Source organism: Pantoea sp. X-Soil-ISGK-275, assembly GCF_059730795.1.
On record NZ_AP035976.1, the window covers coordinates 1923127 to 1946182 of the forward strand.

The following is a 23056-nucleotide window of genomic DNA, read 5'->3' on the forward strand; positions in this document are numbered from 1 at the left end:
TCAGAGTTCGGTTTTGGCGTCGAATTCACACAAATCTTCGATCAGACAGGATCCGCAGCGCGGCTTACGCGCCACGCAGGTATAGCGACCGTGCAGAATCAGCCAGTGATGGCAGTCGACTTTAAACGCCGCCGGCACCACTTTCAGCAGTTTGTCTTCCACTTCTTCCACGTTCTTACCCGGCGCGAAGCGGGTGCGATTGCTAACACGAAAAATATGCGTATCGACAGCAATCGTCGGCCAGCCAAAAGCGGTATTAAGCACCACGTTGGCGGTTTTGCGCCCGACGCCCGGCAGCGCTTCCAGCGCCGCACGATCTTCCGGCACTTCGCCGCCGTGCTGTTCCAGCAGAATGCGGCAGGTCTTGATGACATTCTCCGCCTTGCTGTTAAACAGGCCGATGGTTTTGATGTACTCCTTCACGCCATCCACGCCGAGCGCCAGAATTGTTGCTGGCGTATTCGCCACCGGATAGAGCTTCGCGGTGGCTTTGTTGACGCTAACGTCGGTGGCTTGCGCGGAGAGTAACACCGCAATCAACAGCTCAAACGGCGAGCTGAAGTTCAGTTCTGTGGTGGGATGCGGATTCTCATCACGCAGGCGCGTCAGGATTTGCGCGCGTTTCTCTTTATTCACACCGCTTTCCCGGTTGCGCCTTGCGGCTCGGCTTCAGGCGCCGCCGCCCGTGTGGCCGCACGCTGTTTCATCTTCTGATCGATCAGGTATTTCGCCGCCAGCAGCATGCCGAGGCCGATAAAGGCGCCCGGTGGCAGCATCGCCAGCAGCATCGGTGAATCAAAGTGCACCACTTCGATGCGCAGCGCTTTGGCCCACGGTCCCAGCAGCTGATCCGCACCGTTAAACAGTGTGCCGCTGCCAATCAGTTCACGAATCGAACCCAGCGTCACCATCGCGCAGGTTGCGCCCATGCCGATGGCAAAACCATCCAGCGCGGAGAGCGGAATGCTGCTCTTCGAGGCGACCGCTTCGGCGCGACCCACCACAATGCAGTTGGTGACGATCAGCGGGATAAAGATGCCGAGCGACTGATACAAACCGTACGCATAGGCGTTGATCAGCATCTGCACGCAGCTCACCACTGAAGCGATGATCATCACGTAAATCGGAATACGGATTTCGGCCGGAACCCAACGACGCGAGGCGGAAATTGCGCTGTTGGTGATGGTCAGCACCAGCGTGGTCGCCAGGCCTAAACCGAGGGCGTTGGTCGCGGTTGAGGTGACCGCCAGCAGCGGACAGAGGCCGAGCAGCTGCACCAGCGCGGAGTTATTTTTCCACAGGCCGCCGACCAGTAAATTCTTGGCTTCACTCATTTGCATCTCCACATTCAGGCAACGAAGATAACTTCGCTGGCAGTGTTTCAATCAGCAGCGCGGTGCGCTTAGTGGCGTTGACCACCGCACGTGGCGTAATGGTAGCGCCGGTAAATTGGTCGAATTCACCGCCGTCTTTTTTCACCGCAAAATTTTTGTCATCAGCGCCGTGGATCACTTTGCCATTAAAGCTGTTGATCCAGTCTGAAATACGCAGTTCGATTTTATCACCAAGGCCCGGCGTTTCATGATGTTCAACCACGCGCACGCCCAGCACTTTGCCGTGGAAATCGGCGCCGACCAACATCTGAATCGCCCCAGAATAGCCGTCTGGCGCGGTGGTCTCAAGCGCGGCGGCCACCGGCTGATCGCCTTTACGCGCTAAATAGAGATGGTGCGGGCGATCATTGCCCAGCGCCAGCGCATCGGTCACCAGATAACACTCTTGCTGGATGTGATTGTCGTACAGATCGGTCGGCACCACCTGATCCAACAGATTTTTCTGTTGCAGCGCGGTCTGATGCTCCACCGTCGGCTTGGTGACATAGTTAACCACCGCCGTCACGCCGGTGGTGATCACTGCAAACGCCGCCAGCGTCACCGCATTTTTACGAATAGCTTCGATCATCTTCCGTCCTTGCGATGGCCGTAAACGCGCGGCTGGGTGTAGTAATCAATCAGCGGCACACAAATATTGGCCAGCAATACCGCGAAGGCGACGCCGTCCGGATAGCCGCCAAAGCTGCGAATCAGCCATACCAGCAAACCAATCAGCGCGCCGTAGATCAGGCGTCCGCGATTGGTGGTGGAGGCGGTCACCGGATCGGTGGCAATAAAAAACGCGCCAAGCATGGTGGCACCCGAGAACAGGTGAATCAGCGGTGAGTTAAGCGACTCCGGCGAGAACAGCCAGCCCAGCGTGGCGCAGAACGCCAGCGAGACGAGGAAACTGACCGGAATGTGCCAGCGGATGGCATTTTTCGCCAGCAGCAGCGCGCCGCCCAGCAGATAACCGAGGTTAATCCACTGCCAGCCGAGACCGGCTAACACGCCGCTGTAAATCGGCTGCGCCAATAACTGATCGGCGCTGTGTCCGGCACGCAGACCGGTTTTAAAGGTATCGAGCGGCGTCGCCTGGCTGACGCCATCAACGCCGAGTTGCAGCTGCTGCATGGTTTCACCGGCCAGCGTGTGGTGGGTGAAGATCATGCTGAGCGAATCCAGCAGGCCAGGTTTGATGGCTTGCAAACTATCGGGTGGCAGCCAGCTGGTCATCTGCACCGGGAAGGAGATCAGCAGCACCACGTATCCCACCATCGCCGGGTTAAACGGGTTTTGCCCCAAACCGCCGTACAGCTGTTTGGCGATGACGATGGCGAAAATGGTACCCAATACCACCAACCACCACGGCGCGAGCGGCGGCAGGCTAATGCCGAGCAATAAGGCGGTGAGCAGGGCGGAGTTATCGGATAACGTCGGCACCACCGGCGTTTTGCGCAGGCGCAGAATCGCCCCTTCGGTGGCCCACGCGGTGGCGATCGCCAGCAAAACCTGAATTAAAAAACCTACGCCAAAGAAATACCATTGTGCGGCCATGCCCGGCAGCGCGGCCAACACCACCAGCAGCATGATATTGCCGGTGCTGCGGCGGTTGTGGGTATAGGGAGAACTTGCGATACGAAAAGCCATTTAATCCTCTGTCGTCGAAGGCTGCTGCTGCGCTTTACGCGCTTTGGCACGGGCGACCGCAGCGGCAATTGCCGCTTTGCGTGGGTCGGCGGAGTCAGGAGAGGCAGCAGCCTCCACTTCAGGAGATGTGGCTTCAGCCTGCTGCGCAGCCGCCGCGGCTTTTTTCGCTTTGGCGCGCGCTATTGCCGCTTCAACGGCGGCTTTGCGCGGATCGACTTCAGCAGCAATTGCGTCAGCTGGCGGTTCAGCAGGTGCCGGTTCAGCAGGTTGTGCGGCAGCGGCGGCTTTTTTGGCTTTCGCGCGCGCAATTGCTGCTTCAACGGCGGCTTTGCGTGGATCGACTTCAGCAGCAGGTGCGTCAGCGGGCGGCTCGGCAGGTGCCGGTTCAGCGGCAGGCGCTACCTCAGCCGCGGGTGCGCTGGCTTTCTTCGCCTTCGCACGCGCAATTGCCGCTTCCACCGCCGCTTTACGCGGATCGCCAGACTGACGACTCAGCGCCTGCGTTTCAGCTTGCTTCTCGGCCTGCTGCGCTAAGGCTTGTGCGTGACGCGCTTCGCGCTCTGCAACATCCTGCTCCGGCGTTTTTTCCTGACGCGCTTTCACACGTGCCACGGCAGCATCCCGTTCACCCTGATCGCTGCGCGCCACGCGCTGTTTGGCGTTTTCATGACGCGCTTCACGCGCCTGTTTTTCGCGCTCCAGGCGTGCCAGACGCGCTTCAAAACGCGCTTTCGCTTCGGCGGTGCGTTTCGCTTCGAGGTCGATGGCGCGCAGTTCCGCTTTCTCCTGACGATAATATTGTACCAGCGGAATGTTACTCGGGCAGACGTAAGCGCAGGCACCGCACTCAATGCAGTCATCAATATTGTGGGCGCGCGCTTTTTCGTGATCGCCGCCCTGGCTGTACCAGAACAACTGCTGCGGCAGCAGCTTGGCCGGACAAGCATCAGCGCAGGCGCTGCAGCGGATACAGGATTGTTCTTCCTGATCGTTGCCCATTTCGCTGGCGGACGGCGCCAGAATGCAGTTAGAGATTTTCACCAGCGGTACGTTCAGCGACGGCAGGGTAAAGCCCATCAGCGGACCGCCCATGATCACCATCTGGCGCGATCCTGGCGTAAAACCGGCATGCTGCAGCAGGTGGCTCACCGGCGTACCGAGACGTCCCCAGACGTTGCGCGGACGCGCCAGCGCTTCGCCGGTCAGCGTCACCACGCGTTCGGTGATCGGTTCGCCGTCAACGATGGCGCGTTTTACCGCCCACGCGGTGCCGACGTTCTGCATCAGCACGCCAATATCGGTGGAGCGTCCGCCGTGTGGCACTTCGAGACCGGTAAGAATCTGCGTCAGCTGCTTCGCGCCGCCAGAAGGATACTTGGTGGGGATGACGCGAATCTGCAATTCACGATCGCCACCCAATGCCTGCTTCAGCGCAGCAATCGCTTCAGGTTTATTATCTTCAACGCCGATCAGCACGCGTTCCGCCTGCAACACCCACGCCAGAATGCGGCAGCCTTCCAGCACTTCGGCGGCGCAATCCTGCATTAAGCGGTCATCGGCGGTGATGTACGGCTCGCACTCGGCGGCGTTGATGATCAGGGTTTTGACGCCGCGCAGGCCGCCGCGCAGTTTGGTGGCGGTCGGGAAGCCCGCGCCGCCCAAACCGGCAATGCCGGCATCGTGAATGCGCTTAACGGCCTCTTCACGCGACAGGGCGCGATAATCGGGCTGCGGATCGAGCGTGGTCCAGCGATCTTCGCCGTCGGCACGCAGGAAAATGCACAGCTCGGAGAGGCCAGAAGGGTGCGCCGTCATGTGTGGCGCAATCTCTTCGATGGTGCCGGAGGTCGGGGCGTGCACCGGCAGCATGCGTCCGCTGCCGAAGGTCAGCGGTTGACCGCGTAACACTTTGTCGCCAGGCGCGACGCAAATCTCGCCTTCATGGCCGATATGCTGTTTTAACGGAATGATAAAGCGCTCAGGCAGCGGTAACTGACTCAGCGGCGTGCCGTTGGACTGTGTTTTCATTTCCGGCGGATGAATGCCGCCCTGAAAATCCCACAGCTTCTCTTTGCGGAACAGGTTAAACAAATTAAGCATGGGTTGTTTCTACCGGGATCACCCGTACAGGAATGGTGTCGAGATTCCACTTCCAGTTGGCCGTGGTGGTGGCAACCGGGCGCATCTCAATGCAGTCGGTCGGACAAGGCGCAACGCAGAGATCGCAGCCGGTGCAGACATCGCTCAGCACGGTGTGCATGGCGCGCGTGGCACCGACGATGGCGTCCACCGGGCAAGCCTGAATACATTTGGTGCAGCCGATGCAGTTCTCTTCATCGATCCACGCTACGGTACGTATTGGCTCCAGCACTTCTGCGCCGCCGTCGAGCGGTTGCGGTTCAACGTTGAGCAGCGCGGCCAATTTGAGCATGGTCTGCTCGCCGCCGGGCGCGCATTTATTGATGGCTTCGCCGTTATTACCTACCGCATCGGCATACGGGCGGCAGCCGGGATAGCCGCACTGCCCACACTGGCTCTGCGGTAAAATCTCATCGATCTGTTCAACAATCGGATCTTCTTCCACCTCGAAGCGACGCGAGGCGTAACCGAGCAGGGCACCGAACACCAGGCCCAATGCAGCAAGTGCGACAATCGCAATCCAAATCGCGGTCATTAGAATTTCACCAGCCCGGTGAAGCCCATAAAGGCCAGCGCCATCAAACCGGCGGTGATCAGCGCAATCGAGTTGCCTTTAAACGGTGCAGGAACATTCGCCAGCACCAGACGCTCGCGCATGCCCGCGAACAGCACCATCACCAGCGAGAAGCCGAGTGACGCGCTGAAGCCATATAGCGCCGCTTGCAGGAAGGTGTGATTCAAGTTAACGCTCAAGAGTGGCACGCCCAGTACCGCGCAGTTGGTGGTGATCAGCGGCAAAAAGATACCCAGCAGGCGATAAAGTGACGGGCTGGTTTTGCGCACCACCATTTCGGTGAACTGCACGACAACAGCAATCACCAGGATGTAGGCGAGGGTACGCAGATAAACCAGATCGAGCGGCACCAGAATCAGGTGGTTCACCAGCCAGGCGCAGATCGCCGCCAGCGTGATCACGAAAGTGGTGGCAAGTCCCATGCCGATGGCCGTTTCCAGTTTTTTTGACACGCCCATAAAGGGACAAAGGCCGAGGAATTTGACCAACACGAAGTTGTTCACCAGCACTGTGCCAATAAAGAGAAGTAAGTAATCGGTCATTTTTTAACCTGGGAAGCCGAAAGGCGTCTATTATCCGGAATTGAGAGGTGCATCTCAACCTTCACCGGGTTTATGTGGTCGTTGAGAGCACTCAGAATTAAATTGCTGACGAAACTCACATCATTATGGCTGGATAAACGTCTGTTTCACGCGTTGAGAGCGTTTGAAATAGGGCACAAACACCGCCGCAGCCAGCAGTGACAGCAGCAACGTCTGAATCGCCTTGCCGTCGGCAACCGGCGTGAAGGCAAAGGTTTTTAACGCCAGCAAAATCGTCATCAACAGCCACAGAATGTAGTGGCGAGGTAAGCGACGCGAACGTTTACAGAAAATCCAGCACACCCACAGGCTGTAAAGCCAAACCACCGCAGCGGTCAGCAGTGAAATCGACCATTGCGTGAGCAATATGCCACCATGTGAGAACAGCGTAGTACGCAATTCGGGATTGAACAGCGGGCTCAAATACATCGCTACCACCAGCGCGCTGGTCAGCATGGTCATGATCAGCCACGCCAGCGGCAGCAATAACCAGCCAGCGATACGTGGCGGGAACACCTGTTCGGTCATCGGGAAGATCCTGTTTGCAGAAAAGAGGGCGATGCAGAGCGTATCATGTCCAAACGGGGCACGCCCGACCTGGACAACGCAAGAGCGCAGATAAAGAGAGGGTAAATCAATTAGATCACGTAACGCCAGACGGTTTTAGGCACGCGGCCCATGTCGAACAGACGTCCGCCAGAGACCAGTTCAGCACGTCGATGGTCGGCAGCGCGATACATATTGATGATCTCATTATCATCAGTCAGCGAATAATTAAGATGGTCGTAGAGTTTTTCCAGACTATCGAGATTATTCACTTTGCGGAATTTCAGCAGGTAATCTAACGCAGTCATGATTGCCATTTAAATATAAAGTACTCGGAAGTGCCCAAGTATAGGGAGCACGCAGCGAGAGTCCATACGCGACTTGTAAAAAAAAACAAAATTCAGACAACATGCGCTAATTCGCTCATGAAACGACACTTTTTTGCCTTTTAATGGTTTTAAACGCGTATTTGAAAAGCGATTTAAGGCAAATTCAGGCCGGTAATTAGGGGGTATGTGAGAAAATCTCAGACTAATTAATCCATACTGGTTAGCCATTATTTATCCGTCTCTATAATAGTTATTTCCGATCGTGCCGCTGACGAATCTGCTAATTATTCGCGACTGGCCGGCAAATTTATGCACACGCCATGAAACCAGCATTCACAATCTGTGCGAGCAGTCACAAAACCAATAATTGATTGTCCGGACAGAGAATAACCATTCTTTACGTACCCGCTGTAATCGTTTTCAGTAGTGAGAAACATAACCGATTCTGTTTATTACATTTATTTAACCACCTGCGCAATAATTAGCAGGCATTTTGTCCATAACGGCACGCTCACTAAAGCCTTGCCAGTTCGCGTAACTCCTTTAATTCACTCTGATTTGTGAAGTAAGTCGCGCTTGTTTACGCGCTTTTCAGCCAGGCTTAATTCGCGTTTTGTACCCCTACAACACACTCCCTTCAGAGGAATGAAATTATGTGGAAACGTTTACTCTTGACCGCCATGGTGAGCTCGGCACTGAGTACGTCGGTGTTGGCTGCTGATATGACGGTGGGCTTCTCACAGGTTGGCTCGGAATCTGGCTGGCGTTCAGCAGAAACCAATGTGGCAAAAAGTGAAGCGCAAAAGCGCGGTATCACATTGAAAATCGCCGATGGCCAACAGAAACAAGAGAACCAAATCAAAGCGGTGCGCTCGTTCATTGCGCAGGGCGTTGATGCCATCTTCATTGCGCCAGTGGTGCAAACGGGATGGGAGCCGGTGCTGGAAGAAGCCAAAGACGCCAAGATTCCGGTGTTCTTACTCGATCGCGCCATCGTGGTGAAAGACAAATCGCTGTATATGGCGGTCGTCACCGCTGACAACGTTCTGGAAGGCAAGTTGATTGGTGACTGGCTGGTGAAAACCGTTGCGGACAAAAAATGTTACGTCGTCGAGCTGCAAGGCACCGTTGGCGCCAGCGTGGCAATTGACCGTAAGAAAGGCTTCGCCGAAGCCATCGCGGGACACGACAACATCAAAGTGATTCGCTCGCAGTCCGGCGACTTTACCCGCAGCAAAGGTAAAGAGGTGATGGAGAGCTTTATCAAGGCGGAAAACAACGGCAAGAACATCTGCATGGTTTACGCGCATAACGATGATATGGCGATCGGTGCCATTCAGGCGATCAAAGAAGCCGGTTTAAAACCAGGCAAAGATATCCTGACCGGTTCGATTGACGGCGTGCCCGATATCTACAAAGCGATGCTGGCCGGTGAAGCCAATGCCAACGTGGAGCTGACGCCAAACATGGCGGGTCCGGCATTCGACGCGCTGGAGAAATTCAAGAAAGACGGTACGATGCCGCCGAAAATCATCAAAACAGAATCGAAACTGTATCTGCCGGACTCCGCGCAGGCACAGCTCGATACCAAAAAAGGCATGGGTTACTGATCCCCGCAACCGCCCTTCGGGGCGGTTTTTGATGACGTAAGGCGAGGGAGAACCCGATGAGCACCTCCGATGAAACCGCACTGCTGACCATCAGCGGCGTCAGCAAAGGCTTTCCCGGCGTGAAGGCGCTGGATAATGTTTCGTTCAGCATCCGCAAGGGCGAGATCATGGCGCTGCTGGGTGAAAATGGCGCGGGCAAATCTACGCTGATTAAAGTCCTGACCGGCGTTTACACCCGCGATGCCGGTACGGTCACCCTGAATGGCAAGGCGATTACGCCGCACAATACCGCCGATGCACAGGAGATGGGCATTGGCACCGTTTATCAGGAAGTGAATCTGCTGCCGAATATGTCGGTAGCAGACAATTTGTACATTGGCCGCGAGCCGCGTCGCTTGGGCATGATCGATCGCAAGCGCATGGTGCGCGATGCCGATGCGCTGATGCGCAACTACGGCTTTGTGCTCGATGTGACGCGACCGCTGGGCCATTACTCGGTGGCGATGCAGCAGATCATTGCGATTTGCCGCGCGGTCGATCTCTCCGCGCAGGTGCTGATCCTCGATGAACCGACCGCCAGCCTCGATGCCAATGAAGTCGAAATGCTGTTTACCCTGATGGCGCAGCTGAAAGCCAAAGGGATGAGCCTGATTTTTGTGACCCACTTTCTCGACCAGGTTTACCGCATTACCGATCGCATCACTGTGCTGCGTAACGGCCAGTTTATTGCCACGCGCGATACCGCCACGCTGCCGCAGATTGAACTGATTAAGCTGATGTTGGGACGCGAGTTGCTGGAAACCGCTTTGCAGCGTCAGGGCAGCACGCTGCGCAGCAATCAGCCGGTGGTGTCGTTTGAAGATTACGGCAAGAAGGGCACCATTGAACCGTTCAACCTGCAGGTGCGACCGGGTGAAGTGGTGGGCCTGGCCGGCTTGCTCGGTTCAGGCCGTACCGAAACCGCCGAAGTGCTGTTTGGCATTCGCCGCGCCGATCGCGGCACTGCGACCATCAAGGGCAAAGTGCAGAGCATTCGCACGCCCGCGAAGGCCTCGCGTCTCGGCATGGGCTTCTGTCCGGAAGATCGTAAAACCGACGGCATCATTGGTGGCGCATCGGTACGCGAAAATATCATTCTGGCGTTGCAGGCGCAGCGCGGCTGGCTGCGACCGATTAAGCGTCGTGAGCAGCAGGAGATCGCCGAGCGCTTTATCAAGAGCCTCGGCATTCGCACGCCGCATGCCGATCAACCGGTTGAGCTGTTGTCCGGCGGCAACCAGCAAAAAGTGCTGCTGTCGCGCTGGCTGGTCACTAAACCGCAATTTCTGATCCTCGACGAGCCAACGCGCGGCATCGATGTGGGCGCGCACGCCGAGATCATTCGCTTAATTGAAACCCTGTGCGCCGACGGATTGGCGCTGCTGGTTATCTCCTCTGAACTCGAAGAACTGGTGGGCTATGCCGATCGCGTGTTGATTATGCGCGATTTGAAGCAGGTGGCCGAAATCCCGCTGGAGCAGCTGTCGGTGGCCGCGATCGTCAACGCCATCGCTGACGGAGGAGCACAACATGCTTGAATCCCCTATGACACATGACAAACCCGAACGGCGTAAGCCGAAGCTGCCGCCTGGCATGCCGCAGATTGTGGCGTTGATTCTGGTGCTGCTGGTGGATAGCCTGGTGGCGAATAACTTTTTTGCCATCCACATTCAGGATGGCCGTTTGTTCGGCAGCCCAATTGATATCCTCAATCGCGCCGCGCCGGTGGCGCTGCTGGCGATTGGCATGACGCTGGTGATTGCCACTGGCGGCATCGATTTATCTGTGGGCGCGGTGATGGCGATTGCCGGTGCGACGGCGGCGACGCTGACCGTGGCGGGGCACAGTTTGCCGTTCATCATTCTGGTGACGCTCGGTACCGGCCTGGCCTGCGGTTTGTGGAATGGCATTTTGGTGGCGTTGCTAAAAATCCAGCCATTTGTCGCCACCTTGATTTTGATGGTGGCGGGACGCGGCGTGGCGCAGCTGATTACGCAGGGGCAGATCGTCACCTTCAACAGCGATAGCCTGGCGTGGTTCGGCAGCGGTTCGTTGTGGCTGCTGCCGGTGCCGGTGTGGATCACGTTGCTGGTGGCGTTGGTGGTGTGGCTGTTGACGCGCAAAACCGCGCTCGGACTGTTTATCGAGGCGGTCGGTATTAACCTGCGTGCAGCGCGCAATGCCGGTGTGAATGGCTGGCTGGTGGTGATGTCGACCTATGTGATTAGCGGCATGTGTGCGGCGGTGGCGGGCATGATCGTTGCCGCGGATATCCGTGGGGCAGATGCCAATAACGCCGGATTGTGGCTGGAGCTGGATGCGATTTTGGCGGTGGTGATTGGCGGTGCCTCGCTGATGGGCGGGCGCTTTAATCTGGTGCTGTCGCTGATTGGCGCGTTAATTATTCAGTCGATGAATACCGGTATTTTGCTGTCCGGCTTCCAGCCTGAACTCAATCAGGTAGTGAAAGCGGTGGTGGTGATGTGCGTGCTGCTGCTGCAGTCGCCACGCTTTATTGCCATGTTGAAACGGAGACGCCCGAAATGATGAAACGTCATCTGCCTTTGATGATCACGCTGCTGGTATTTGTGGCGGGTTATCTGTTTTGCCTGAGCCAATTTCCCGGCTTCGCCTCAACGCGCGTGATCTGCAATATCCTCACCGACAATGCCTTCCTCGGCATTATTGCCGTGGGAATGACGTTCGTGATTTTGTCCGGCGGGATTGATCTGTCGGTGGGCGCGGTGATCGCCTTCAGCGGCGTGTTTCTGGCGCGAGTGATTGGCGATTATCATCTCGATCCCATTCTGGCGTTTACGCTGGTGCTGGCGATGGGCGCACTGTTTGGCGCGATGATGGGCTGGTTGATCGATGCGCTGAAAATTCCGGCATTTATCATTACGCTGGCGGGGATGTTTTTCCTGCGCGGCTGCAGCTATCTGGTGTCGGAGAATTCGATTCCCATCGATCATCCGCTTTACACCACGCTGTCGAGCCTCGCGTGGAAGATCCCCGGCGGCGGCCGCTTGAGTTTGCTGGCGCTAATTATGCTGGTGGTGGTGCTGGGCGGCATTATTCTGGCGCACCGCACGCGTTTTGGTAATCAGGTGTATGCGATTGGCGGCAGCCTGACTTCGGCGCAGCTGATGGGCGTGTCTACGCGTGCGACCACCATTAAGATTTATATGTTGTCGACCACGCTGGCGACGCTGGCGGGCATTGTGTTCTCGATTTATACCTCGGCGGGCTATGCGCTGGCGGGATTGGGCGTGGAACTGGACGCGATTGCCTCGGTGGTGATTGGCGGGACGTTATTGTCCGGCGGCGTCGGCACGGTGTTGGGCACGCTGTTCGGCGTGTTGATTCAGGGATTGATTCAAACCTGGATTAACTTCGACGGTACCTTGAGTTCATGGTGGACCAAGATCGCCATCGGCATTCTGCTGTTCGCCTTTATCGCGCTGCAACGCCTGTTAACGGTTATGTGGGATCGCCAGCAGAACGCCCCTGTCAAAAGATTAACCTCTTAAATTCTTCTCCGCTTTCGTAGGGTGGCCATTTATGGCCACCTGGTTTGCTTAATGGCTACTGGATCGGCGCCACGGCCTTTCCTGACTTGGTGAGAATTTCTTTGTTTGTCAAGCACCCACGTTTCCCTCACCCCAACCCTCTCCCGCAGGCGGGAGAGGGGGCAGATTGATGATTGATGTAGGATAGGAAATCACAGCGTTAACTGAACGGTTCCTTCTCCCGCTTGCGGGAGAAGGTTAGGATGAGGGGAATATCGCAAAGGACTAAATCAACGCGCTAAGCGGTAGTACGCCTCATTCCAGCGCAACGCATCTTTAAATGCCGGTAAGCGCGTCTCCTCATCAATCACCAGCACTTCAATGCCATTCAGCTCGCCGTAAAGATACATATCATCCAAATCCAGCGCCTGGCTGAACACCGTGTGGTGCGCGCCGCCGGCCAGAATCCAGGCTTCGGAGGCCGTTGCCAGCGACGGCTGGGCACGCCACAAAGCACGCGCCACCGGCAGTTTTGGCAGCGGTTTAGGTTGTTCGATGGCATCCACCACATTCACCAGCAAGCGGAAACGATCGCCCATGTCGATCACGCTGGCATTCACCGCGCGTCCGGCTGGCGTGGAGAAGATCATGCGCGCTGGATCGGCTTTGTCACCAATGCCGAGGAACTGCACATCAATCAGCGGTTTCTCCTCTTTGGCGATGGACGGGCACACTTCCAGCATGTGCGAGCCCAGCACCAAATCGTTGCCCGGTGAGAAGTGATAGGTGTAATCCTCCATAAAGGAGGTGCCGCCTGCACGCGTGCCCGCTTGTACCTTGAGGATGTGCAGCAGCGCGGCGGTTTTCCAGTCGCCTTCACCGGCAAAGCCGTAGCCCTGGCCCATCAAGCGTTGCACCGCCAAACCGGGCAGTTGCGTCATGCCGTGCAAGGTCTGGAAGTTGGTGGTGAAGGCTTTGCAACCCTCGGCTTCGAGGAAGCGCTTCAGACCCAGCTCAATGCGCGCCGCATCCAGGACGTTTTGACGCTTTTCACCGTTAACCGCTGCAATATCGGTAAAGCGATATTGGCTTTCGTATTCATCAATCAACGCGTTGACGTCGCCATCGCTGACGCTGTTCACCACGTCGACCAAATCGCCCACGCCCCAGCCATTTACGGAGTAACCAAACTGAATCTGCGCCGCGACTTTATCACCTTCGGTTACCGCCACTTCGCGCATGTTGTCGCCGAAGCGCGCTACTTTCAGTTGCTGGCTGGCCTGTTTTGCTAGCGCGGCATTGATCCAGCGTCCGATGCGCTGCTGGCTGGCTTTATCCTGCCAGTGGCCGGTCACCACGCTGTGCTGCAAGCCCATACGTGCGCCAATAAAACCGAACTCGCGGCCGCCGTGCGCGGTTTGGTTGAGGTTCATAAAGTCCATATCCATGCTGTCCCACGGAATCTCCGCGTTGAACTGGGTATGGAATTGCAGCAGCGGCTTATTGAGGATGCTCAGGCCACCAATCCACATCTTGGCCGGCGAGAAGGTGTGCAGCCAGGTAATGATGCCGACGCACTGATTGTCGTGGTTGGCAGCGCGGCACAGGGCCAGCGCTTCATCCGGCGATTTCACCAGCGGCTTGAGCACCAGCGACACCGGCAGCGTGCTGGCCTGATTCAATCCGTCCATCACCTGGCGAGCGTGCTGTTCCACCTGACGCAAGGTTTCCGCGCCGTAAAGGTGCTGCGTACCAATAACAAACCACACCTGTTGTGCGTTGTGCTGTTCCATTAAATCTCTCCTTTACTGAGCGGATGCGGTGCGCGCGGCATACTGCGGTTCAGCGGCCTGGCACCAGTTTTGATAACGTTGATAAAGTTGCTGATAAACCACCACGCGCTCGGCGTTGGGTTGCAGCGTGACATCAATCGGACTGGCCATCACGTGCTGGGCGGCAGGCACATCGGCATATACGCCCGCAGCGACGGCGGCAAAAATGGCAGCACCGAGCGCGCAGCACTCGTCAGAGGCAACGATATCCAGCGGACGGTTCATCACGTCGCAGCACGCCTGCATGATGGCGGGGGATTTGCGGGCGATGCCGCCGAGCGTCAGGATGCTCTGCACCGGAATCTGCTGCTGTTCGAAGCACTCCATAATGGCGCGCGCGCCAAACGCGGTCGCGGCGATCAGGCCACCAAACAGCGCGGGCGCATCGGTGCCAAGGTTGAGATCGGTGATCACGCCCTTTAAGCGCTGATTAGCATCCGGCGTGCGGCGGCCGTTGAACCAGTCGAGTACTACTGGCAGATGATCGAGCTGCGGATTGGCCGCCCAGGCTTCGGTGAGGTTGCGGATCAGATCTTTTTGCAGCGCGGCTAACTGCGGTTGCAGTTCTGGATGTTGCTGCGCCGCCTGCTGCAATGGCCAGCCGAGCAGGCGGCTGAACCAGGCATAAATATCGCCAAACGCCGACTGACCGGCTTCGCAGCCAATCGCGCCCGGCACCACGCTGCCATCCACCTGGCCGCAGATGCCTTTGATGGCGCGGTCGCCAACGGTGTCGCTGTCGGCAATCAGAATGTCGCAGGTTGAGGTGCCAATCACTTTCACCAGCGTATACGGCTGCGCACCGGCACCGACCGCGCCCATGTGGCAGTCAAACGCGCCGCCCGAAAGTATTACCTTTTCTGATAAACCGAGGCGCTGCGCCCATTCGCTGCTGAGCGTGCCAACCGGCACATCGGCGGTCCAGGTTTCTTCGAACAGGGGAGAATCGAGCTGCTCGACCAGCAGCGGATCGAGCGCGCGGAAGAAGTCAGCCGGCGGCAAGCCTTGCCACTCCGGATGCCATAGTGATTTGTGCCCGGCGGCACAGCGTCCACGACGCAGTTGCGCAGGTGCGGTGGTGCCGCTGAGTAACGCGGGCACCCAATCGCACAGTTCCACCCAAGACACTGCCGCGTCACGTACCGCAGCATCGGCGCGTGACACGTGCAGTATCTTGGCCCAGAACCACTCCGACGAATACACGCCGCCAATATAGCGGGTGTAATCGTTGAAACGACCGCTTCGACACAGCTGATTGATCTCTTCGGCTTCTTCAATCGCGGTGTGATCTTTCCACAGCACAAACATCGCGTTGGGATTGCTGGCGAATTCCGGGCGCAGCGCCAGCACGTTGCCATCACGATCGATGGGCGCGGGCGTCGAGCCGGTGGAATCCACGCCAATCCCGACCACGGCGGCGCGCTGCTCAGGCGTTAAGGCGTTAACCACGGTGACAATCGCCTGTTCTAACGCATCAATATAGTCCTGCGGATGGTGACGAAAACGGTTGGCGTGCGCATCGCAAAATTCACCGTTGGCCCAGCGTGCATAGTTGACCACCGCTTTTTCCAGCTCTTTACCACTGTGACAGTCCACGGCCAGCGCACGCACCGAGTCACTGCCGAAATCCAGCCCAATTGTTATGGTGCCAGCACCCATTGGGATTCTCCTGTGTGAGTTATCTGGCTCTATCCTGGAATGGGGCGGCAGAAGCGGTTAGTCATCAGTCGCTGAGAATATGCACTTTTCTGCCATCGGCGAGGATGTGTGATCCATAGCAAAAGTTAACGACCGGTTAAATTTGCTGAATATATGGAGGATTTTGTCATCGTTTTGGGATGTGATACCGCTCTACATTTTTCCTTTCCATTCCCGCTACAACTAGCCCAGCGTTTGCACAGCCTTTGTACAACCTGTGTGCTAACGCGCTGATTTTTAGCTGTACCCCACAGAATTATTTGATTGGTAGCGTTTACACCGATTGGTTAATAACAGCCTAAAACAACATTGTGCCGGAGAGCATCATGCATAAATTCACTAAAACGCTGGCGGCGGTAGGTCTCGCTGCGGTTATGTCACAATCCGCTATCGCCGAGACCATGAAACTCGGTTTCCTTGTCAAACAACCGGAAGAGCCCTGGTTCCAGACCGAATGGAAATTCGCGGATAAAGCTGGCAAGGATCTCGGTTTCGAAGTGATCAAAATTGCGGTGCCTGACGGCGAGAAAACCCTCAACGCTATCGATAGCCTCGCCGCCAGCGGCGCGAAAGGTTTTGTTATCTGTACGCCGGATCCCAAACTCGGCTCGGCGATTGTTGCTAAAGCGCGCGGTTACGGTCTGAAAGTGATCGCCGTCGATGACCAGTTCGTCACCGCCAAAGGCAAGCCGATGGATACCGTGCCATTAGTGATGATGGCCGCGACCAAGATCGGCGAGCGTCAGGGACAAGAACTGTATAAAGAGATGCAGAAACGCGGCTGGGATGTGAAAGAGACTGGCGTGATGGCCATCACCGCCAACGAGCTCGACACCGCACGCCGTCGCACCAGCGGTTCGATGGACGCGCTGAAAGCCGCCGGTTTCCCGGAGAAGCAGATTTATCAGGTCCCGACCAAATCCAACGATATTCCTGGCGCGTTTGACGCCGGTAACTCGCTGCTGGTGCAGCATCCGGAAGTGAAGCATTGGCTGATTCTTGGCATGAATGACAACACCGTGCTGGGCGGCGTACGCGCCACCGAAGGTCAGGGCTTCAAGGCGCCCGACGTGATCGGTATCGGCATCAACGGTGTCGATGCGGTGAGTGAGCTGTCGAAAGGTTCCGCCACCGGCTTCTACGGTTCGCTGCTGCCAAGCCCGGACGTACACGGTTATAAGAGCAGCCAGATGCTCTACAACTGGGTAACCAAAGATCAGGAGCCGCCGAAGTTCACCGAAGTCACCGATGTGGTGCTGATTACCCGCGATAACTTCAAAGCCGAGCTGGATAAGAAAGGGCTGAAGTAAGGATCAGCGGTTTTGGAAGGTCGCCATAAATGGCGACCCTACGATGCGGTTTTGTAGGGTGCGCATTCATGCGCACCTCAGTCCATGACTTAGGAGTTTCCATGAACACTGATCAAGCCTTTCTGTCGTTTCATGGCATTAGCAAAACCTTTCCTGGCGTGAAAGCGCTGCAGGACATCTCATTCAGCTGCCGTGCCGGAGAAGTGCACGCGCTGATGGGGGAAAACGGTGCCGGTAAATCGACGCTGTTGAAGATCCTCAGCGGCAGCTATCAGCCGAGCGGTGGCGAGATTCGTATTAAAGGCCAGCCGAAGAGTTTCAACACCACCGTGGATGCGCTGGACGCGGGCGTGGCGATCATTTACCAGGAACTGCACTTGGTGCCGGAAATGAGCGTGGCGGAGAATATCTATCTCGGCCAGCTGCCGCACAAGCGTGGCCTGGTTAACCGCAAACTGCTGCGCTACGAAGCCGGTTTGCAGTTGCAAAATCTCGGCATGGACATCGATCCGGATATGCCGCTGAAATATCTGTCGCTCGGCCAGTGGCAGATGGTGGAGATTGCCAAAGCGCTGGCGCGTAACGCGCGCATCATCGCCTTTGATGAACCGACCAGCTCGCTGTCGGCGCGCGAGATTGATCACTTGTTCCGCGTGATCCGCCAGCTGCGCCAGCAGGGCCGTACCGTGCTGTATGTCTCGCACCGCATGGAGGAGATTTTTGCGCTCAGCGACGCTATCACCGTGTTTAAAGATGGTCGTTACGTGCGTACCTTCACCGACATGAAAAACACCCATCACGACGATCTGGTGCAGGCGATGGTGGGACGTAATCTGGGGGATATTTATGGTTACGCGCCGCGTGAACTGGGCCCGGTGCGTCTGCAGCTGGACGCGGTAGAGGCGAAGGGCGTGCGCACGCCGATTTCGCTGACGGTGCGCGCCGGTGAAATCGTGGGCCTGTTTGGCTTAGTGGGCGCAGGACGCAGCGAACTGATGAAAGGGCTGTTTGGGGCTACCAAACTGCGCGGCGGCACCGTGACGCTGGATGGCAACAAGCTCAACATTCGCCAGCCGATCGACGCTATCCGTGCCGGCATCATGCTGTGCCCGGAAGATCGCAAATCGGAGGGCATTATTCCGGTGCATTCGGTACGCGATAACATCAACATCAGCGCGCGTCGCCACAATCTCACCGCTGGTTGCCTGATCAAACCGAGCTGGGAGGCGAAAAACGCCGAAATCCACATTCGTTCACTCAACATCAAAACGCCGGGTCCGCAGCAGTTGATCATGAACCTGTCGGGCGGCAACCAGCAGAAGGCGATTTTGGGCCGCTGGTTGTCGGAAGAGATGAACGTGATTCTGCTCGATGAACCGACGCGCGGCATTGACGTCGGTGCCAAACACGAAATTTACAACCTGATTTATGCCCTGGCGAAAAAAGGCATTGCGGTGCTGTTTGCCTCCAGCGACTTGCCGGAAGTGATGGGATTAGCCGATCGCATTCTGGTGATGCGTGAAGGTGAAATTGCCGGTGAACTGTCCCACGACACGGCCACAGAGCAGCTGACGCTGAGCCTGGCGATGCCGAAAACCACTCAAGCGGCCGCCGTGGCCTGATGTAAAGGAGAGCAATAATGGCTTCATCTACCACTTCCAACACGCCACCGGTGCAGCGCAACGGGCTGCAACTCGGGCGGATTTGGGACAATTTCGGCATGCTGGTGGTGTTCGCACTGCTGTTTATCGTTTGTGCCATTTTCGTGCCGAACTTTGGCTCCATCATCAATATGAAAGGGCTCGGTCTGGCGATGTCGATGTCCGGCATGGTGGCGTGCGGCATGCTGTTCTGCCTCGCCTCCGGCGACTTTGATCTCTCTGTGGCGTCGGTGATCGCCTGCGCCGGTGTGGTTACCGCGGTGGTGATCAACATGACCGAAAGCCTGTGGATTGGCGTCGCGGCCGGTTTATTGCTCGGCATGGCTACGGGCTTCATCAACGGCTTCGTCATCGCGCGGCTGAAAATCAACGCGCTGATCACCACGCTGGCCACCATGCAGATTGTGCGCGGCCTGGCTTATATCTTTTCCGACGGCAAAGCGGTGGGCATTGAAGACGAGCGCTTCTTTACCCTCGGTTACGCTAACTGGCTCGGCGTACCGGCACCCATCTGGCTCACCATCGGCACCATGGTGCTGTTCGGCTTCTTACTAAACAAAACCACCTTTGGCCGCAATACGCTGGCAATTGGCGGCAACGAAGAAGCGGCACGTCTGGCCGGTGTGCCGGTGGTGCGTACGCGCATCATCATCTTCATCTTGTCGGGTTTAGTGTCGGCGGCGGCGGGCATCATTCTGGCGTCGCGCATGACCAGCGGCCAGCCAATGACGTCGCTCGGTTATGAGCTGATTGTGATTTCGGCTTGCGTACTGGGCGGCGTTTCGCTGAAAGGCGGCATCGGCAAAATTTCGTATGTGGTAGCGGGCGTGCTGATCCTCGGCACGGTTGAGAATGCGATGAATTTATTGAATATCTCGCCATTCTCACAGTATGTGGTGCGCGGTTTGATACTGTTAGCGGCGGTGATTTTTGACCGCTACAAACAGAAAAGTAAAGCCGCCTGATAACCAAGGCTGAGCGCGCCGGTTAGCGGGCGCGCTCGCCGCATTTCACGCGATAAGTGAGGCCACTATGTACCATCGTGAACCCCCGAGTGAGCAGCAGAATCCCTTATTGCCGGGCTATGCGTTCAATGCCTGGCTGGTGGCAGGATTGACGCCGATTAACGCCAATGACGCGCTCGATTTCTTTATCGATCGTCCGCACGGCATGAAAGGCTACATCCTTAATCTGACCATTAAAGGTCAGGGCCGCGTGTTTGATGGTGAATCCGCCTTCGACTGCGAGCCGGGCGATCTGCTGCTGTTTCAACCGAAAACCCCGCACTATTATGGCCGCGCGCCCGATAGTCCGTGCTGGTTCCATCGCTGGGTCTATTTCCGTCCGCGCGCGTACTGGACCGATTGGTTGCAGTGGCAGGATGAGAGTCAGGGCGTGGGGCGTTTGCGTCTGTCAGAAGCGCAGCGTGCCGAATTTGACCGCCTGTTCGCCAGCATCGAACAAACTCACAATTCCGGACGTCGCTTCGCCGAAGAGCTGGCGATGAACCTGCTGGAGCGCCTGCTGCTGCGTGCGGTGGAAGAGGACCCGCGCAGCCATCAACAGATTCGCGATCCACGCGTGATTGAAGCTTGCCAGTACGTCACTAATCATCTGGCGGGCGAAGTGAAGATTGAAGAAGTGGCGCGCCATGTTTGCCTGTCGCCGTCACGGCTGGCGCATCTGTTCCGCGAGCAAATGGGCATTAATCTGCTGCGCTGGCGTGAAGATCAGCGCGTTATCCGCGCCAAACTGCTGCTGCAAACCACCCAGGAACCGATCGCTTCTGTTGGCCGCGAAGTGGGCTACGACGACCAGCTCTACTTCTCGCGCGTGTTCCGCAAACGCGTTGGCGTCAGCCCCAGCGACTTCCGCCGCCGCAGCCAGGATGCGCAGGATGCGTTGGTGGCTCACGAAAGCTGGCAATCCGCACGGAGTGCTATTTCCTGAGTTTTCAGGTGATTCCGCCTTGTTCTTATAGACTGATTCGTCTTAAATCAGTCTGGTAACGAACAAGAGGAATGAGAATGAGCGATAAATTACGTGTCGGCCTAATCGGCTACGGTTTTGCCAGCAAAACCTTTCATGCACCCTTGATCGCCGGTACGCCGGATGTTGAGCTGGCGGCGATCTCGAGCAGCGATGCCAGCAAAGTGCATGCTGACTGGCCGTCAGTGCAGGTGGTTTCCGATCCTCAGGCGCTGCTGGACGACCCGACACTGCAACTGATTGTTATTCCGACCCCGAATGACACCCATTTCCCCTTAGCTAAAGCGGCACTCAACGCCGGTAAACACGTGGTGGTCGATAAGCCATTTACCGTGACGTTGTCACAGGCGCGTGAACTGGATGCGCTGGCGAAAGCCAAAGGTCTGCTGCTGTCGGTGTTCCATAACCGTCGCTGGGACAGCGATTTCCTGACGCTGAAATCGCTGCTGAACGACGGCACCTTGGGCGAAGTGCGTTACTTCGAATCCCACTTTGACCGTTTCCGCCCTGAAGTGCGTCAACGCTGGCGTGAAATGAAAGGTGCGGGCAGCGGCATTTGGTTCGATCTTGGACCGCACGTGCTGGACCAGGCGCTGCAGCTGTTTGGCACGCCGGTCGCCATCAATGTCGATATGGCAGAGCTGCGTCCAGGCGCTCAAACCACCGATTACTTCCATGCCGTATTGACCTATCCAACGCGCCGCGTGGTGCTGCACGCCAGCATGTTGGTGGCGGCGGAATCAGCACGCTTTGTGGTGCATGGCACGCGCGGCAGCTACGTGAAGTACGGACTCGATCCGCAGGAAGATCGTCTGAAAGCGGGTGAACGTCCGCCGCAGGAAGATTGGGGCTACGACATGCGCAACGGTACGCTGACGCTGGCGGAAGGCGATGTGATGGTGGAGAAAGAGCTGCTGACCTTGCCAGGCAACTATCCGGCGTACTACGCAGGCATTCGTGATGCGATTACGGGCACAGGTGCAAATCCGGTGCAGGCAGAAGAGGCGATTCAGGTAATGGAGTTGATCGAGCTGGGCTTGCAGTCCGCCGAGAAGCGCCAGACTATGTCGTTGCGTTAATTCGCTTTACTCCCTCTCCCTTTGGGAGAGGGCCGGGGTAAGGGGAAAACACTCCGTGCGCTTTATCCCTCACCCTAACCCTCTCCCGCACGCGGGAGAGGGAATATTTATCCCGCCACGCGTGCGCGCAGCGCGGCTTTCTCTGCATCACTCAGGAACGCGATGGTCACGCCATTATCCTGCGCCTGACGCATCTCTTCCGCCGTCAATCCTGCTTGCGGTGCCGCCACTTCATACTCATGTGCCAGCTCAACGCCCTGAACCGCCGGATCGTCAGTATTTATGGTGGCGAGAATGCCATGCTGCAGGAAGGTTTTCAGCGGATGGCTGCTCAGCGACGACACGGTGCTGGTCTGAATATTCGAGGTCAGGCACGATTCAATACCAATACGCTGCTCGGCAAGGAAATCCATCAGTGCGCGATCTTCAATCGCCTTCACGCCGTGACCAATACGCTCCGCGCCCAGCTCGCGAATCGCTTGCCAGATGCTTTCCGGGCCTGCGGCTTCACCGGCGTGCACCGTAATGCGGAAACCGGCATCACGCGCACGATTAAAGTGGCTGAGGAATTCGCTGCCTGGGAAGCCTAATTCGTCACCGGCCAAATCGACGGCGGTGATGCCATCGCGATGCGCCAGCAAACCTTCCAGCTCGCGCAGGCAAGCTTCTTCACCAAAGGTACGGCTCATAATGCCGGTCAGGCGCACATCGACGCCGTATTGCTGAATACCGGCCCGCACGCCATCAATCACCGCTTCAACCACGCCGGCAATCGGCAGCTTGTGGGTCATCGCCATATAGCCCGGTGAGAAGCGCAGTTCCGCATAGTGAATGCCGGCGCGCGCCGCATCTTCGACGTTTTCCAGCGCGATACGACGGCAGGCATCAAGATCGCCCAGCACTTTCACGCCCCAGTCGAGTTTCTGCAGGAAGCTCACCAGATCCGGTTCATTCGCGGTGACCTGCACATGCGGACGCAATGCATCGAGCGTATCAGCGGGCAGCGCAAGATTATGCTGACGACCTAAATCGAGAATGGTTTGTGCGCGGATATTGCCATCAAGGTGGCGGTGAATGTCGGTGAGGGGGAGTTTTAGATCAATCATGGCGCACTCGCTTAAGTTTCATAAAGTGCAG

Annotated in this window: 21 protein-coding genes; 9 read left to right on the top strand and 12 right to left on the bottom strand. The window is 57.1% G+C overall.

The features are described 5' to 3' along the window. The 9 genes from nth to ydgT form a co-directional block, all read right to left on the bottom strand. Nucleotides 1-636: an endonuclease III gene (nth, locus tag AC6I8A_RS09000; protein WP_008110262.1), complete on the bottom strand. Its 636-nt coding sequence runs from the start codon at nucleotides 634-636 to the stop codon at nucleotides 1-3. Then, the gene (locus AC6I8A_RS09005; RefSeq protein WP_008110261.1) at nucleotides 633-1334 is read right to left on the bottom strand and encodes an electron transport complex subunit E; all 702 of its coding nucleotides are present in this window, start codon (nucleotides 1332-1334) and stop codon (nucleotides 633-635) included. The genes nth and AC6I8A_RS09005 overlap by 4 nt, the downstream gene beginning before the upstream one ends. Next, the gene (rsxG, locus tag AC6I8A_RS09010) at nucleotides 1327-1962 is read right to left on the bottom strand and encodes an electron transport complex subunit RsxG (RefSeq protein WP_497818329.1); all 636 of its coding nucleotides are present in this window, start codon (nucleotides 1960-1962) and stop codon (nucleotides 1327-1329) included. Before rsxG ends, AC6I8A_RS09005 begins: the two co-directional genes overlap by 8 nt. Then, complete coding sequence (rsxD, locus tag AC6I8A_RS09015) at nucleotides 1959-3023, bottom strand: electron transport complex subunit RsxD (protein WP_497818330.1); 1065 nt, start codon at nucleotides 3021-3023, stop codon at nucleotides 1959-1961. The genes rsxG and rsxD overlap by 4 nt, the downstream gene beginning before the upstream one ends. Further along, a complete protein-coding gene (gene rsxC, locus AC6I8A_RS09020; RefSeq protein WP_497818331.1) occupies nucleotides 3024-5123 on the bottom strand; it encodes an electron transport complex subunit RsxC in 2100 nt (699 codons plus the stop codon). It abuts the gene before it with no gap. Further along, on the bottom strand, nucleotides 5116-5697 hold the full coding sequence (gene rsxB, locus AC6I8A_RS09025; RefSeq protein ID WP_008110257.1) for an electron transport complex subunit RsxB: 582 nt from the start codon (nucleotides 5695-5697) through the stop codon (nucleotides 5116-5118). Before rsxB ends, rsxC begins: the two co-directional genes overlap by 8 nt. Then, nucleotides 5697-6278: an electron transport complex subunit RsxA gene (gene rsxA, locus AC6I8A_RS09030; RefSeq protein WP_008110256.1), complete on the bottom strand. Its 582-nt coding sequence runs from the start codon at nucleotides 6276-6278 to the stop codon at nucleotides 5697-5699. The genes rsxB and rsxA overlap by 1 nt, the downstream gene beginning before the upstream one ends. Nucleotides 6279-6401: 123 nt before the next feature. After that, nucleotides 6402-6845 carry a DUF2569 domain-containing protein gene (locus AC6I8A_RS09035; RefSeq protein WP_256696352.1) on the bottom strand — a complete coding sequence of 148 codons (444 nt, stop codon included), beginning with the start codon at nucleotides 6843-6845 and terminating at the stop codon, nucleotides 6402-6404. Nucleotides 6846-6955: 110 nt separating this feature from the next. Next, nucleotides 6956-7171, bottom strand: coding sequence for a transcription modulator YdgT (gene ydgT, locus AC6I8A_RS09040; protein ID WP_036650139.1), 216 nt, complete (start codon nucleotides 7169-7171; stop codon nucleotides 6956-6958). Nucleotides 7172-7845: 674 nt separating this feature from the next. Between ydgT and ytfQ the strand changes: the two genes are divergently transcribed. Genes ytfQ through yjfF form a run of 4 tightly spaced genes read left to right on the top strand, consistent with a single transcriptional unit; the run spans nucleotide 7846 to nucleotide 12371 of the window. After that, the gene (gene ytfQ / locus AC6I8A_RS09045; protein WP_497818332.1) at nucleotides 7846-8802 is read left to right on the top strand and encodes a galactofuranose ABC transporter, galactofuranose-binding protein YtfQ; all 957 of its coding nucleotides are present in this window, start codon (nucleotides 7846-7848) and stop codon (nucleotides 8800-8802) included. A 56-nt stretch (nucleotides 8803-8858) separates the two neighbouring features. Next, complete coding sequence (locus tag AC6I8A_RS09050) at nucleotides 8859-10379, top strand: sugar ABC transporter ATP-binding protein (RefSeq protein ID WP_256696353.1); 1521 nt, start codon at nucleotides 8859-8861, stop codon at nucleotides 10377-10379. Beyond that, nucleotides 10372-11388 (top strand): galactofuranose ABC transporter, ATP-binding protein YtfT, encoded by a 1017-nt coding sequence (ytfT, locus tag AC6I8A_RS09055; protein ID WP_008110246.1) that lies wholly within the window; start codon nucleotides 10372-10374, stop codon nucleotides 11386-11388. The genes AC6I8A_RS09050 and ytfT overlap by 8 nt, the downstream gene beginning before the upstream one ends. Next, nucleotides 11385-12371: a galactofuranose ABC transporter, permease protein YjfF gene (yjfF, locus tag AC6I8A_RS09060; protein ID WP_256696354.1), complete on the top strand. Its 987-nt coding sequence runs from the start codon at nucleotides 11385-11387 to the stop codon at nucleotides 12369-12371. Before ytfT ends, yjfF begins: the two co-directional genes overlap by 4 nt. A 269-nt stretch (nucleotides 12372-12640) precedes the next feature. Here yjfF and araA read toward each other — a convergent pair whose 3' ends face one another. Together araA and AC6I8A_RS09070 are read right to left on the bottom strand one after the other, a co-directional pair. Continuing rightward, entirely contained in the window at nucleotides 12641-14143 is a 1503-nt protein-coding gene (gene araA, locus AC6I8A_RS09065) for an L-arabinose isomerase (RefSeq protein WP_497818333.1), read from the bottom strand. Nucleotides 14144-14155: 12 nt separating this feature from the next. Then, nucleotides 14156-15841, bottom strand: coding sequence for a ribulokinase (locus AC6I8A_RS09070; protein ID WP_479486986.1), 1686 nt, complete (start codon nucleotides 15839-15841; stop codon nucleotides 14156-14158). Nucleotides 15842-16206: 365 nt separating this feature from the next. On the opposite strand from AC6I8A_RS09070, the gene AC6I8A_RS09075 reads away from it, so the two are divergent. The 5 genes from AC6I8A_RS09075 (at nucleotide 16207) to AC6I8A_RS09095 (ending at nucleotide 21919) form a co-directional block, all read left to right on the top strand. Continuing rightward, a complete protein-coding gene (locus AC6I8A_RS09075; protein WP_061720153.1) occupies nucleotides 16207-17190 on the top strand; it encodes an arabinose ABC transporter substrate-binding protein in 984 nt (327 codons plus the stop codon). A 101-nt stretch (nucleotides 17191-17291) separates the two neighbouring features. Next, entirely contained in the window at nucleotides 17292-18812 is a 1521-nt protein-coding gene (gene araG, locus AC6I8A_RS09080) for an L-arabinose ABC transporter ATP-binding protein AraG (RefSeq protein ID WP_479489796.1), read from the top strand. A gap of 17 nt (nucleotides 18813-18829) precedes the next feature. After that, nucleotides 18830-19816 carry an L-arabinose ABC transporter permease AraH gene (gene araH, locus AC6I8A_RS09085; RefSeq protein ID WP_479489795.1) on the top strand — a complete coding sequence of 329 codons (987 nt, stop codon included), beginning with the start codon at nucleotides 18830-18832 and terminating at the stop codon, nucleotides 19814-19816. 67 nt (nucleotides 19817-19883) lie between these two features. After that, a complete protein-coding gene (gene araC, locus AC6I8A_RS09090; RefSeq protein ID WP_008110234.1) occupies nucleotides 19884-20801 on the top strand; it encodes an arabinose operon transcriptional regulator AraC in 918 nt (305 codons plus the stop codon). Between the two features lie 77 nt (nucleotides 20802-20878). Continuing rightward, nucleotides 20879-21919, top strand: a complete 1041-nt coding sequence (locus AC6I8A_RS09095; protein WP_256696358.1) for an oxidoreductase — start codon at nucleotides 20879-20881, stop codon at nucleotides 21917-21919. 107 nt (nucleotides 21920-22026) lie between these two features. Here AC6I8A_RS09095 and add read toward each other — a convergent pair whose 3' ends face one another. Beyond that, the gene (gene add, locus AC6I8A_RS09100) at nucleotides 22027-23025 is read right to left on the bottom strand and encodes an adenosine deaminase (RefSeq protein ID WP_176971865.1); all 999 of its coding nucleotides are present in this window, start codon (nucleotides 23023-23025) and stop codon (nucleotides 22027-22029) included. Nucleotides 23026-23056 lie beyond the last annotated feature (31 nt).

What these genes read in the sequence shown, in the direction of transcription:
- AC6I8A_RS09005 (WP_008110261.1), bottom strand. Translation starts at nt 1,334, where the DNA reads ATGAGTGAAGCCAAGAATTTACTGGTCGGCGGCCTGTGGAAAAATAAC.
- rsxG (WP_497818329.1), bottom strand. Translation starts at nt 1,962, where the DNA reads ATGATCGAAGCTATTCGTAAAAATGCGGTGACGCTGGCGGCGTTTGCA.
- rsxD (WP_497818330.1), bottom strand. Translation starts at nt 3,023, where the DNA reads ATGGCTTTTCGTATCGCAAGTTCTCCCTATACCCACAACCGCCGCAGC.
- rsxC (WP_497818331.1), bottom strand. Translation starts at nt 5,123, where the DNA reads ATGCTTAATTTGTTTAACCTGTTCCGCAAAGAGAAGCTGTGGGATTTT.
- rsxB (WP_008110257.1), bottom strand. Translation starts at nt 5,697, where the DNA reads ATGACCGCGATTTGGATTGCGATTGTCGCACTTGCTGCATTGGGCCTG.
- rsxA (WP_008110256.1), bottom strand. Translation starts at nt 6,278, where the DNA reads ATGACCGATTACTTACTTCTCTTTATTGGCACAGTGCTGGTGAACAAC.
- AC6I8A_RS09035 (WP_256696352.1), bottom strand. Translation starts at nt 6,845, where the DNA reads ATGACCGAACAGGTGTTCCCGCCACGTATCGCTGGCTGGTTATTGCTG.
- ydgT (WP_036650139.1), bottom strand. Translation starts at nt 7,171, where the DNA reads ATGACTGCGTTAGATTACCTGCTGAAATTCCGCAAAGTGAATAATCTC.
- ytfQ (WP_497818332.1), top strand. Translation starts at nt 7,846, where the DNA reads ATGTGGAAACGTTTACTCTTGACCGCCATGGTGAGCTCGGCACTGAGT.
- AC6I8A_RS09050 (WP_256696353.1), top strand. Translation starts at nt 8,859, where the DNA reads ATGAGCACCTCCGATGAAACCGCACTGCTGACCATCAGCGGCGTCAGC.
- ytfT (WP_008110246.1), top strand. Translation starts at nt 10,372, where the DNA reads ATGCTTGAATCCCCTATGACACATGACAAACCCGAACGGCGTAAGCCG.
- yjfF (WP_256696354.1), top strand. Translation starts at nt 11,385, where the DNA reads ATGATGAAACGTCATCTGCCTTTGATGATCACGCTGCTGGTATTTGTG.
- araA (WP_497818333.1), bottom strand. Translation starts at nt 14,143, where the DNA reads ATGGAACAGCACAACGCACAACAGGTGTGGTTTGTTATTGGTACGCAG.
- AC6I8A_RS09070 (WP_479486986.1), bottom strand. Translation starts at nt 15,841, where the DNA reads ATGGGTGCTGGCACCATAACAATTGGGCTGGATTTCGGCAGTGACTCG.
- AC6I8A_RS09075 (WP_061720153.1), top strand. Translation starts at nt 16,207, where the DNA reads ATGCATAAATTCACTAAAACGCTGGCGGCGGTAGGTCTCGCTGCGGTT.
- araG (WP_479489796.1), top strand. Translation starts at nt 17,292, where the DNA reads ATGAACACTGATCAAGCCTTTCTGTCGTTTCATGGCATTAGCAAAACC.
- araH (WP_479489795.1), top strand. Translation starts at nt 18,830, where the DNA reads ATGGCTTCATCTACCACTTCCAACACGCCACCGGTGCAGCGCAACGGG.
- araC (WP_008110234.1), top strand. Translation starts at nt 19,884, where the DNA reads ATGTACCATCGTGAACCCCCGAGTGAGCAGCAGAATCCCTTATTGCCG.
- AC6I8A_RS09095 (WP_256696358.1), top strand. Translation starts at nt 20,879, where the DNA reads ATGAGCGATAAATTACGTGTCGGCCTAATCGGCTACGGTTTTGCCAGC.
- add (WP_176971865.1), bottom strand. Translation starts at nt 23,025, where the DNA reads ATGATTGATCTAAAACTCCCCCTCACCGACATTCACCGCCACCTTGAT.